The organism is Amycolatopsis sp. NPDC058278 (assembly GCF_042881395.1).
Classification (GTDB): domain Bacteria; phylum Actinomycetota; class Actinomycetes; order Mycobacteriales; family Pseudonocardiaceae; genus Amycolatopsis.
Genome location: NZ_JBHVXZ010000204.1, coordinates 1 through 11,258, shown reverse-complemented (window position 1 = coordinate 11,258; position 11,258 = coordinate 1). Strand labels below are relative to the sequence as shown.

Genomic DNA, 11,258 nt, shown 5'->3' with positions numbered 1-11,258 from the left:
GTGCGGTGTAGCGCAGAGCGACCTGCGGTTTCCGCCGCCCGGCCGAGTTCACCCCTCACCGAGGATGTGCCGCGCCCTGGCGAGCACCGGCTTGTCCACCATCCGGCCGTCCACAACGGACACCCCATCCCCCGCCGCCACGACGCGGCGGGCCCAGGCGCGCTCGGCCTCCGTCGGCGTGAACCCGGCCCGGACCGGTGCGACCTGCTTCGGGTGGATGCAGAGCTTGCCGCCGAAACCCAGGCGGCGCGCGTAGCGGACGTCCTCTTCCAGCCGCGAGCCGGTGCCCAGATCCGTGGTGACGCCGTCCACCGGCGGCGCGAGGCCGGCCGCCGCCGAGGCGATCACCAGCCGGGACCGCGCGTAGGCGAACGGCTCCGGGTCCTCCGGCGCCACCCCGAGCTGGGCCGCCAGGTCCACGCTGCCGAACGCCAGCTGCGTCACCGACGGCACCGCGGCCAGCTCGCCGGCGCGTTCCACCCCGAGTGCGGTCTCGACGAGGGCGACCACCGCACCGAACCCGGCGAGCACGCCGGGTGTCTCGGCCTTCGGCACCATCACCGGCACGCCCCGCGCGGCCACCAGCTCGGCGTCCGCGGCGAACCACGGCGTGCCCGGCGCGTTGATCCGGACCATCGCCCGGTGGCGCTCCAGCCATTCGCCTGCCGAGGCTCGTGCCGCGTCCTTGGCGGCGGGGGCGACGGCGTCCTCGAGGTCGAGGATCACCACGTCGGCGCCACTGGCGAGCGCCTTGCCGAAGCGATCGGGTCGGTCGCCGGGCACGAACAGGAACGTCGTCGCGGCCACCCGGCCACGATAGCGGGTAAGGGCCCGGGCGGCGCCGGACTGCGTGTTCACCCGATGCGGGCGCGGAACCCTCAGGACGACCGTGGGCTCCACGACGAAAGGAGCCCCCCATGCGAGGCGACTGGATCCACGACTGGGTACAGGTGGAAATGGACTACCGGGCCGGGACACGCCCGGAGCCGGCGTTGCAGACACCAAGGGAACGGCAGCCGGCGAAGCCGTGGAAGGCACTGTGGGCCGCGGTGTTCCCGCCCCGCCGGGCCGGGGTGCGCCACCCGTGACGGCGGTCAGCGGGCTCCGGCGTGCACCCGCTCCACCGTCTCGGCCAGGCCGTCGAGACCGGGCAGGACCGCGTCCGCCACCGCCGGGTCCTGCGGGCCGGCGTGCCGGTTGACCCACACGCGCGGGATGCCCAGCGCCTGGGCCGGCACCATGTCGTGGAAGTGGCTCTGCGCCACGTGCACCCAGTTCCCGGCCGTGGCGTCGAAGGACGCGGCGAACCGCCGGAAGTGACCGTGCCCCGGCTTGTACTCGCCGACGTCCTCCGCGGTCACGATCGCGTCGATCGGCACCGCGAGCCGCCGCTGGGTCTCGCCGATGAGGTCGCGGTCGCAGTTCGTCAGCAACGCGAGCCGCCAGCCCGCTTCACGCAACGCGGCCAGCGCCGGCCGGGTGTCCGGGAAGACCGGCCAGTACGGCAGCCCGGTCCCCAGCACCGAAGCGTCGTCCGCCACCAGCTCCAAGCCCGCTTCGGCCACGGTCCGGCGCAGGGACTCGGCGAGCACCTCCCGGTAGCGCCGCACCGGCACCTCGGCCTGCACCTGCGGCTCGAACCGGTTGTAGACCTCCAGCAGCTCCGCGCCGCGGCCGGGGTACAGCAGCTCGAGCCCGGTGGCGATGCCGTGGCGCCAGTCCACCAGCGTGCCGAAGCAGTCGAACGTCGCCCAGCGGATCATCGTGTCCTCTCTCCCGCGCCGGCCAGGTCCGCGAAGATCTCCGCGAATTCGAAGATCACCCGCGACCGCCGGCCGGACACCCACGCCAGGCACACCTCGTTCGGCGGCAGGTCCTCGACCGGCACGCGCGCCACGTCGGACCGGGTGTAGTACTCCCACGTCGACCGCGGGACGACCGCGATCCCCCGCCCGGCGGCCACGTGCTCGAGCTTCTCCTCCACGCTCCGGAACGTGCGCCGCTCCGGTGCGGCGCCCGCGCGCAGCTCGACCGCGAGGTCCCGCCACTCCGGCACCGCGTCCGGGTCGTTGAGCAGGTGCTCTTCCGCGAGGTCGCCGATCCGCACCGATTCCTTGCCGGCCAGCCGGTGTCCGGCGTGCACCACGGCCACGCGCGGCTCGCGGAACAGCGGCCGCACGCTGAGCCCGCGCCGGTCCACCGGCAGCCGGATCACGCTGACGTCGGCGCGGCCGTCGTGGAGGACTTCGGTCTGGTCGTCCCACGTCGTGCGCAGGAGCTCCACCGCGAGGCCGGGGTGCCGCGCCGAGAGCTCCCGGACCGCGCCGGTGACCGTGATGCCCGGCATGAACGCCACGGTGAACGCCGAGGTACCGCGCGCGGCCGTGGCGACCCGGCGGCGGAGGCCGTCGGCCGAGACCAGCAGCGGCCGCGCGTCCTCCAGCAGCTGGAGGCCCGCCGCCGTGAGCTCGGTGGACCGCCTGTCCCGCCGGAACAGCTGCGCCCGCAGCTCGCCTTCCAGGGCGCGGATCTGCCGCGAAAGCACCGGCTGCGCGATGTGCAGCCGCGCGGCGGCGCGCCCGAAGTGCAGTTCTTCGGCCACCGCCACGAAGTAGCGCAGCTTGCGCAGATCGACGTCCATCGGGCTCCAGCGTATTAGCCCGCGAAGCGGCCCGCCGCCACGAACGCCGCCAGCAGGAGCAGCACGACGTTCATCGGCAGGGCCTTCGTCTCCTTGCGACGCGCGTGCACGACGATCGCCCCGGCCTGGTTTTCCAGCAGCTTCGCGCGTGGGGTCGCGAGCTTCACGCCCCGGCGAACAGGTACACCACGGTGAGCAGACCCGCCGACCTCAGCTTGGCCGGACCGTGACCGACGCTCCCGGCCGCAGGGTGATCGCCCGCCGCCAGGTCCCGGCCCGCACCTCGAGCCGGGTCCCGCCGACACTGCGGATCACCGCCCGGGTGACCTTCCCGGCCCGCCATTCGAGGTCGACCTCGAACCCGCCCCTGGCGCCGATCCCGGTCACCCGGCCCGAAGCGGCCCACGCCGAGGGCAGCGCGGGGAGCAGTTCCAGCACGCCCGGCCGCGAGTGGACGAGCATTTCGAGCATCGCGGTGGGTGCGCCGAGGTTCGCGTCGATCTGGAAGATCGTGTAGCTGCCCTGGCTGTACATGTCGAAGAAGTTGGGCGCGGTGCCGTTGCCGTTCGCCACCGACGGCCGCAGCACGGTGAGCAGCAGCTGGTAGGCACGGTCGGCGTCCTTGAGCCGGGCCCAGCACGCCGAGCGCCACGCGGTCGCCCAGCCGAAGCTGTCCATCCCCCGCGCGATCAGCAACGCCCGGACGCCGTCGAGCAGCTCGCGCGGAGCCGTGTCGGCCGCGATGCGGTCGCCCGGGAAGAAGCCGATCAGCGGCGACAGGTGCCGGTGCGTGGTTTCGCCGAGGTTGTCCGGCGACATCCACTCCTCGAGCCAGCCGGTCGACGGGCTCACCTTCGGCAGGTACAGCTTCTTCTGCAGCCCGGCGATCCGGTCGCCGTACGCGCGGTCCCGGCCCAGCACCGCGGTGGCCTCGCGGTAGTGCTCGAACAGGTCCCAGACGATCTCCTGCGCGTAGGTGATCCCGCGGGCGTCCTGCGGGCCGTGTTCGGGCGACCAGTCGTGGTCGTCGACGAGCACCTCGCGGCCGTCGGCCGTCGTCGGGATCAGCCGGGCTTCCCAGAACTCGGCGGCCCCCTTGAGCAGGGGATAGATCCGTGCGAGGTACGCCTTGTCCTGGGTGAAGGCGTAGTGGTCCCAGAGCGAGTTGCACAGCCACGCGTTGCCGCCGGGGTGCCACCACCAGCCGGAGCCGCCGTAGATGTTCGTGGAGAACGCGACCGCCCAGCCGGCCACCTTGCCGCTGGTGTTGCGGAAGCGGTTCCTCGGGTCGTTGAACAGCCGCTTCGTGCTGTCCGTCCACACGGGAAGCTGCGCGAGGCAGTAATCGGCCAGGGCAGTGAAGCTCTCGGGCAGCGCCGCGCGGTCGGCCAGCCAGTAGTTCATCTGGAGGTTGATGTCGGTGTGGTAGTCGCTCATCCAGTCCGGCGTGTTGTTGTTCTGCCACAGGCCCTGCAGGCCCATCGGCAGGCCGTCGCGGGAGCCGGTGATCGTGAGGTAGCGCCCGAACTGCAGGTAGCTCGCCTCCAGCTCCGGGTCGGGCACGCCCGGCTGGTCGTGCCGGGCGACCAGCCGCGACCACGTGTCCAGTGCCCGCTTCGCCGGCGGCGACTGCCCCAGCTCCACGCTCATCCGGTCGTACAGCCGGCGGTAGTCGGCGACGTGGGTGGCCCGCAGGGCCCGGCCACCCACGGCCAGCGCCACGCCCGCCTTCCGCTTCGCCAGGACCAGCGGGTCGAGCGACGCGTCGAGGAACTTCCGCGCCGCGTCGGGGACGTAGTTCGTGCCGCCGCTGAGCACGACGACGACCTCGCTGCTCCCGCTGAAGGTGAGGCCGCCGGACGTGCTCACCGTGCAGGCGTACGCCAGGCCGTTGGCGAACCCGCCGGTGAACGCTCCGGCACCGGCCGCCGGCTCGCCGCGGGTGGGTTCCAGCGTCACCGACCCGCTCACGGGTCCGCCGCTGAGCCGGACCACCACGACGTCGTCGGGGTGGCTCGCGAAGTACTCGCGGCGGTACTGCACGCCCTGGTGCCGGTAGGTGATCACGACCAGGCCGTTGCTGAGGTCGAGCGTGCGCCGGTAGTCGGTGACGCCGGTGTGGGCCGGGACCGCGATCCGCAGCTTCGCGAGCAGGCCGAGCGTGCCGAACTTCTCGAGTTCGTAGGGGAACTGACCGTCGTCCTGGAGGACGTCGTTGGGGCCGCCGGTCCACAGCGACGCGTCGGCGAGGTAGAGGAAGTCGGCGGCCGGGTCACCTCCGACGAGCGCACCGATCCGACCATTACCGATCGGCAGGCCCTGTTCGATGATTTTCGACTCGCTCGCGGGCGCCGGGTACCACAAGGTGGTGGCCCGCGCCGACGGGACGAGATCTTCCCTGACCTGGCGGACGACATCGGCGTTGGCAGCAAAGGGACGTAGGCCACCCAGCGCAACACCGGCGCCGACCGCGCCACCGAGTTTGAGGAAGGACCGCCGCGACGGCGGGAGAGGCAGTTCCGGCATGGGTCATCCGTTCGGCGTGGGCGGAAAACGGCCGCGAAGCCCACCAAACATATGATCTATCCGGTCCGATGGTCAAGAATCTCCGGGATGGAGCGGTCACCCGTGATCGGCTCGCTCGGCCAGGTACTCGCGGAAGGTGATCTCGCCTTCGCGGTGCCCGGGGGTCAGGTGCCCGCCGGCGGCGTAGGCCCGGAACGTCTCCCCCGGCACCTTGACCGGCACGATCCGCCGGCGCCGCGCGCTCGCCTCGGCGACCGCCTGGGCCAGCTCGGCCGCCGGGAGGATCTCCGGGCCGCCGAAGTCGGGCGCCCGGCCCGCCGGGTCGTCCAGTGCGTGGCCGGCGAGGCGGCGGGCGACGTCCCGGACGTCGACCGGCTGGAACGAGATGCGCGGCACCGGCACCACCGGCAGCCGGGACGCGCCCGCGAGCAGGGTACGGACGAGGCCGTGGAACTGGGTGGCCCGCTGGATCGTGTACGGCAGTCCCGAGGCGGCGATCAGCTGCTCGGTCTCGTGTTTGGCCCGGTAGTAGCCGAGCGGGACCCGGTCGACGCCGACGATCGAGACGTACACCAGGTGCGGGCCGCCGGCCCACCGCGCCGCCTCGACCAGCGTGCGCGCGAGCTGCGTTTCCCGGCCGAGGTAGTCGGTGGCGCAGTGGACGACCACGTCGACCCCGGCGACGGCGCTGTCGACGCCGCGCCCGGTCCGCAGGTCGCCGCGGACGACGTCCGGGGCGGCCCGGCGGCTCAGCACGCGGACCTCCTCCCCCGCCGCCCGCAGCCGGGCCACCACCGCACTGCCCAGCTGTCCCGTGCCGCCGGTGACCAGGATCCGCACGTCGACCACCTCCGGCGTCATCCTGGCACGGCGTGTGCCCGCCGGGGAACGGCTTCCCGGCGGGCACGCACCGCCGTCCTCAGTTGCGGTTGATGGTGAACGTGGTGGTGCGGTTGCGGATGTCCTCGTCGTTGTCGGCCAGGGTCAGCCCGGTGAAGGTCGCCGAGCCGACGGCCGGGCCCTGGCCCGGTTCCGGCAGCTCGTTGGCCCAGATCCCGATCCCCGACTTCGCGTCGAAGGCGTCCCCGCTGCGGTGGGCGCCGGTGATCGACACGTTCGTCAGCACGGTGTCCTCGACCGGGTGCTCCGGCCCGCCGTTGTACTTGGTCTGGAACATGACGCCGCTGTAGGTCGGGCTCTGGATGTCCACGTCGGACACCCGGATGCCGCGGAACTCCTTGGACGCGGAGAACAGCCAGATCGCCGGGAACGTCTGCTGGCCCCAGAAGTGGCCGCCGTCCCGGACGAGGGAGGCGTTCTGGACCGTCGTCGGCTGCGGCCCGAACCCGAGGAACGGGTAGCCGAAGTCGAGCGAACTGATTGTGATCGCCGAGTAGGTCAGCGTGTCCGCGATGTAGAGGTTCCGGAAGGTGTTGTTGTACCCGCCGTACACCGCGAGCCCGGCCGCGCGCCACGGGGTGAGCGCGGTGAGGTTCTCGAACACGTTGTCGTACTGGTTGCCCGGGTTGAGGTCCGTGGCGGCGAACAGCGCGAAGCTGTCGTCGCCGGTGGACCGGGCTTCGTTGTTGGTGACGTGGTTGCCGGTGCTGCCGTTCGTGAGGTTGACGCCGTCGGCGAAGGTGTCGCGGATCCGGGAGTTCTTGATCGTGGTGTTGTCCACGTTCGTGCCCCAGACCATCACCACCTGGTGCTCGACCCAGATGTTGTCGATCGTCAAGTTGGCCACGTTCGTCAGGTTGAACACCTTGCCGGGGCCGTCGATGCGGGAGGTGTAGTTGCCGAACACGGCGAACCCGCTGAACGTCGAGCCGTTGGCGCTCGCCTGGACGTCGATGCCGATGTCGGTGTTCTCCTGCCCGTCCGGTGCCGAGAACTTCGTGAACCACGGCCCGGCGCCGGTGACGGTCACGGCCTTGCCGTAGACGTTCAGCTTGCTCGACAGCGGGTAGTTCCCGGCCGGCAGGTAGACCCCGGTGAGGCTGGTGTCCTGCCGGACCTTGTCGAGAGCGCTCTGCACGTCCTGCTGCGTGAACCCGGTGGGCACCGCGAAGTGCGCCGGGTCCGGGTTGGCGACCGCGGTGGCCTGCTCGAAGTTCACGAAGTCGATCGCGTAGTTCGTGGTGTTCGCCGCGTCCTTCTGCAGCTTGATCCGGTGCCCGGCGGGCACCGTGGTGCCGAGCATCGCGCTCGCCTCGTCGTAGATGTGGCGCGGCCCGGCGCCCGGCGAGTTGCCCGGGCCGGTTTCGGCGCCGTAGAGCCACGCGTAGTGCGAGGTCAGGTCGATGGCCTTGAGGAACGTGCCGTCGACGTAGACGTTCAGCGTCGAAGAGATCCCGCCGCCACCCGCGGAGTCCGGGATGGAGAACCGCGTCACGAGGGTGTTGGTCGACGATCGGGTCGTGAACTCCACCGACGAGCCGGTCGAGTTCAGCGTCACGGCCTTGCGGCCCGACGCCTCGCCCGCGAGGTCGCCGATGGTGCGGTTCGGGCCGACCACGGCCGCGCCGCCCGCGACGACGCCGTCTTCGGCCTCGTACATGTCGTAGGGCATGTTCGCGCCCCGGCCGGCGAACAACTGCTGCGTGCTGGTGTTGTTGCCCTGCTTCACCGGCAGCTCGTTGGCGTCGTTCGCGACGACCGTCTTCACGGTGTACCGGCCGTTGGCCGCGGTCCAGGTGCCGACGTTCACCGGCGCCGCGGTGGCCCCGGCGGCGATGGTCCCGGTGTAGGTCCCGGTCAGCGTCTTGACGACGGTGCCGTTCTGGTCGGCGATCGTCACCGTGACGGCGTGGGCGCCGCTCGCGGACGCGACCGTGCCCTGGTTGCGCAGGGTGGTGGTGAACGTGACGGCGTTGCCCGCCGACGGGTTGCCCGGCGACCACGCCGTGGCCGCGACGAGGTCGGAGCTCTGCACCGGGCTGACGACGAGCGCCGTCGAAGCCGTGTAGGAGTTGTTGGCCTCGTTCTGTTCGATGACGGCGTTGGCCTCGTCGACCTTCGCGGTCAGCTGGTAGCTGCCCGCGTCCCGGGTGCCGATGTTCGCCGACACGGTCGTCGACGCGCCGGCGGCGAGCGCGCCGACGTTCGCGGTGCCGACCTTGGTCGTTCCCAGGTAGAGGTTGACGTTCGTCGCGCCGGAGGCCGCCGTCCCGGCGTTGCGGACGGTCGCCGACGCGGTGATCGCGTCGGTCTCCACGGGGTTCTGCGGCGACCACGACACACCCGAGATCGTCAGGTCCGGATTGGGCGCGGGAACGCCGATGACCTGGAACTCCGCGGCCTGCCCGCCGCCCGCGCCGGAGTTGGCGGTGACGCGCAGGCGGACGTCGGCGGCGCGGCCGCCGAGCGGGATCGTCACGGAGTTGCCGGTCGCGGGGCTGAAGCTGTAGGTCTGCGCGGCGGCGAGGGTGGTGAAGGCGGACGCGCTCTGCTCACGGCCTTCGACGGCGATCGTCTGGGTCCGCGGACCCCACGCGGGGTCGGGGTCGAGCTTGACCACGACCTGGTTCAGATCGGCGTTCGCGCCGAGCGCGACGGTCAGCAGGTTGGGGTACGTCCCGCCGCCACCTTCCCAGTAGGTGGTCAGCGAGTTGTCGTTGGCGTTGGCCGCCGCGTACGTCCATTCCGTCGAGGACGCCGTGATCGGCTTGCCCAGCGCCAGGTTCGTGCCGGCCTGGGTGCCGGTGCGCGTCACCGTGCCACTGTTCGCCGACTGGTTGCCCGCGGCGTCCTTCGCGCGGACGAAGTACGAGACGGTGGCGCTGTCGGGCTGGGTGTCGGTGTAGGTCAGGACGTTCCCGGCGACGCTGCCACGCAGCTGGTCGTTCGCGTAGACGTCGTAGCCGGCGACGCCGGTGTTGTCGGTCGACGCCGACCAGGTGAGCCGGATCTGGCCACTCGCGGGCTGGGTGTAGGCGAGGCCGGCGGGTGCCGACGGCGGCTGGGTGTCGCCGCCGGCGGGGCCGTGCACCTCGAACTCCGCCAGCTGCGCGGCGGGCCAGCCGGTGTTCGCCGTGACGTTCAGGCGGACGTACCGGGTGTTCGCGGTCAGGTTGACGGTGACCGTGTTGGCCGTCGCGGGATCGAACCGGTAGCCCGCCGACGGGACCAGATCGCTGAACCCCGTGCCGTTCGCGCTGCCCTGGACGCTGAAGGTCTCGGTGCGGGCCTCCCAGTTCGCGGGCAGCTTCAGCACGAGCTGAGCGACGTTCGTGGCGGTGCCCAGGTCGGCCTGGACCCACTGGGGGAACTGGTTGTTCGCGCTCTCCCAGTAGGTGGCCTGGTTGCCGTCGCCGACGTTCGAAACGGGGTAGCCGGCGAGCTGGCTGCTCGCGGTGTAGGTCGCCGCGGCGGCCTGGACGGCCACCCGGGTGGCCGCGGGTGCGGCCGGAGCAGCGCTCGCGGCCACGGCGGGCACCGCGAGGAGCAGGGACAGGGCGGCGTAGGTGGCCGCGCGCGACAGAAGCCGCTTCGTTCTCATGGCGTTCCTCTGATCCGGGGAGGAGGGAGACGACTCGGGCGAAGACCGGGAGCTTCCTGACGTCTGGCGAGATTTGTCGCACGGCTGTCACGTTCTTGCGTCGATTAGTTCAAGAGTTACAGTGACGCGGGTCTCAAGTCAACGGCCGGACGCGGAAAAGGCCCCCTCGCGAGAACGAGGGGGCCTTTTCCGGGGAAGGGGTCAGGCGTGCACGGCGCCGAGGCGGATCGCGTGGGTGCCCGGGGCGTTCACCGGGTCACCGCAGTGGGCGCAGACGGTGGCCGGCTCCAGCACCTCGCCGCAGGCGTGGCGCCAGAGGGTCGGCGGTTCGCCCTGGTGGACGTACTTGTCGCCCCACGCCATCAGCCCGAGCAGGACCGGCTGCAGCGCGCGGCCGGCTTCGGTGGGGTGGTACTCGTGGCGCGGCGGGTGGTTCTCGTACTGGACCTTCTCGAGGACACCGGCGTCGACCAGCTTGCGCAGCCGCGCCGCCAGGATGTCGCGGCTGGCGCCGGTGTTCTCGGCGATCTGGTTGAACCGCCGCTCGCCCAGCATGATCTCCCGCAGCGCGAGGAGGCTCCACCTCTCGCCGACGACCTCCAGGGCCTCGGCGACCGAGCACTCACGACCACGCCGGACCATGCCACCTCCACGGGGTTGAAAATCCAACCTAGCACGTCAGCCTCCTGTGACGTGGGGAACAGCTGAGTTGTGAATTCCAACTGACCCGGCGTATACCGAAGTCATCCCCGATCTGCGAGGAGGCAGACGCCATGACGGACGCGGTGATCGTCGACGCGGTACGGACCCCGATCGGCAAGGGCAAGCCGAACGGCACGCTCGCCGGGGTGCACCCGGTCGACCTGCACGCCCACGCCCTGCGCTCGCTCGTCGAGCGCACCGGCCTCGACCCGGCCCGGATCGACGACGTGATCAGCGGCGCGGTCGGGCAGATCGGCGAGCAGAGCATGAACACCGCGCGCTGGGCCGCGCTCGCCGCCGGGCTGCCGGAGTCGGTGCCCGCGGTGACCGTCGACCGGCAGTGCGGCAGCAGCCAGCAGGCGATCCACTTCGCCGCGCAGGGCGTCATCGCCGGCGCGTACGACGTCGTGATCGCCTCCGGCGTCGAGTCGATGAGCCGGGTCCCGATGGGCAGCCAGGCGGCCGGCCGCGACCCGTTCGGCCCGCAGGTCGCCGCGCGCTACCCGGACGGGCTGGTGCCGCAGGGCATCAGCGCGGAGCTCATCGCCGCGAAGTGGGGCTTCACCCGCGCCGAGCTGGACGAGTTCTCCGCCGAAAGCCACCAGCGCGCCGCGAAGGCGTGGGCGGACGGCAAGTTCGCGGGCGAAGTGGCACCGCTGAAGGCCCCCGGCCCCGACGGCACGTTGCGCGAGATCACGACCGACGAGACGGTCCGTCCCGGCACGACGCCCGAGATCCTCGCCGGGCTGAAGCCCGCATTCCGCGCCGACGTCTGGGAACAGCGGTTCCCGCACCTAGACGAGTAATGCGTAACTCGGTTAGTGGTCGTAGGCGGTCAGGGATCGGGTGATGGGTTGGCTGGTGGCGCGGTTGTGCCAGATGGCGGCG

General features: G+C 71.7%; 9 protein-coding genes and 1 pseudogene. 2 read left to right on the top strand and 8 right to left on the bottom strand.

Translation table 11 applies throughout. The annotated features are described in order from the left end of the window. Positions 1 to 48: 48 nt before the first annotated feature. The gene (locus tag ACFVYA_RS47910; protein WP_387055062.1) at positions 49 to 807 is read right to left on the bottom strand and encodes an HpcH/HpaI aldolase/citrate lyase family protein; all 759 of its coding nucleotides are present in this window, start codon (positions 805 to 807) and stop codon (positions 49 to 51) included. A 110-nt stretch (positions 808 to 917) separates the two neighbouring features. Between ACFVYA_RS47910 and ACFVYA_RS47905 the strand changes: the two genes are divergently transcribed. Beyond that, on the top strand, positions 918 to 1,088 hold the full coding sequence (locus ACFVYA_RS47905) for a hypothetical protein (RefSeq protein ID WP_387055061.1): 171 nt from the start codon (positions 918 to 920) through the stop codon (positions 1,086 to 1,088). Positions 1,089 to 1,094: 6 nt separating this feature from the next. On the opposite strand, the gene ACFVYA_RS47900 is transcribed toward ACFVYA_RS47905, so the two are convergent. The 7 genes from ACFVYA_RS47900 to ACFVYA_RS47870 all read right to left on the bottom strand — a co-directional run bounded on the left by ACFVYA_RS47900 (position 1,095) and on the right by ACFVYA_RS47870 (position 10,310). Continuing rightward, positions 1,095 to 1,763: an HAD family hydrolase gene (locus ACFVYA_RS47900; RefSeq protein WP_387055059.1), complete on the bottom strand. Its 669-nt coding sequence runs from the start codon at positions 1,761 to 1,763 to the stop codon at positions 1,095 to 1,097. Further along, positions 1,760 to 2,641, bottom strand: coding sequence for a LysR family transcriptional regulator (locus ACFVYA_RS47895; RefSeq protein ID WP_387055057.1), 882 nt, complete (start codon positions 2,639 to 2,641; stop codon positions 1,760 to 1,762). Before ACFVYA_RS47895 ends, ACFVYA_RS47900 begins: the two co-directional genes overlap by 4 nt. Before the next feature lie 14 nt (positions 2,642 to 2,655). After that, a complete protein-coding gene (locus ACFVYA_RS47890) occupies positions 2,656 to 2,808 on the bottom strand; it encodes a hypothetical protein (protein WP_387055055.1) in 153 nt (50 codons plus the stop codon). Between the two features lie 43 nt (positions 2,809 to 2,851). After that, positions 2,852 to 5,167, bottom strand: coding sequence for a glycoside hydrolase N-terminal domain-containing protein (locus ACFVYA_RS47885; protein WP_387055053.1), 2,316 nt, complete (start codon positions 5,165 to 5,167; stop codon positions 2,852 to 2,854). Between the two features lie 96 nt (positions 5,168 to 5,263). Beyond that, complete coding sequence (locus ACFVYA_RS47880; RefSeq protein ID WP_387055051.1) at positions 5,264 to 6,028, bottom strand: SDR family oxidoreductase; 765 nt, start codon at positions 6,026 to 6,028, stop codon at positions 5,264 to 5,266. Positions 6,029 to 6,086: 58 nt separating this feature from the next. Beyond that, positions 6,087 to 9,668 (bottom strand): discoidin domain-containing protein, encoded by a 3,582-nt coding sequence (locus tag ACFVYA_RS47875; protein ID WP_387055049.1) that lies wholly within the window; start codon positions 9,666 to 9,668, stop codon positions 6,087 to 6,089. A 201-nt stretch (positions 9,669 to 9,869) separates the two neighbouring features. Beyond that, entirely contained in the window at positions 9,870 to 10,310 is a 441-nt protein-coding gene (locus ACFVYA_RS47870) for a helix-turn-helix domain-containing protein (protein WP_364005152.1), read from the bottom strand. Between the two features lie 131 nt (positions 10,311 to 10,441). Between ACFVYA_RS47870 and ACFVYA_RS47865 the strand changes: the two are divergent. Continuing rightward, a pseudogene (locus ACFVYA_RS47865) lies at positions 10,442 to 11,170 on the top strand (thiolase family protein); the annotation flags it as partial. Positions 11,171 to 11,258 lie beyond the last annotated feature (88 nt).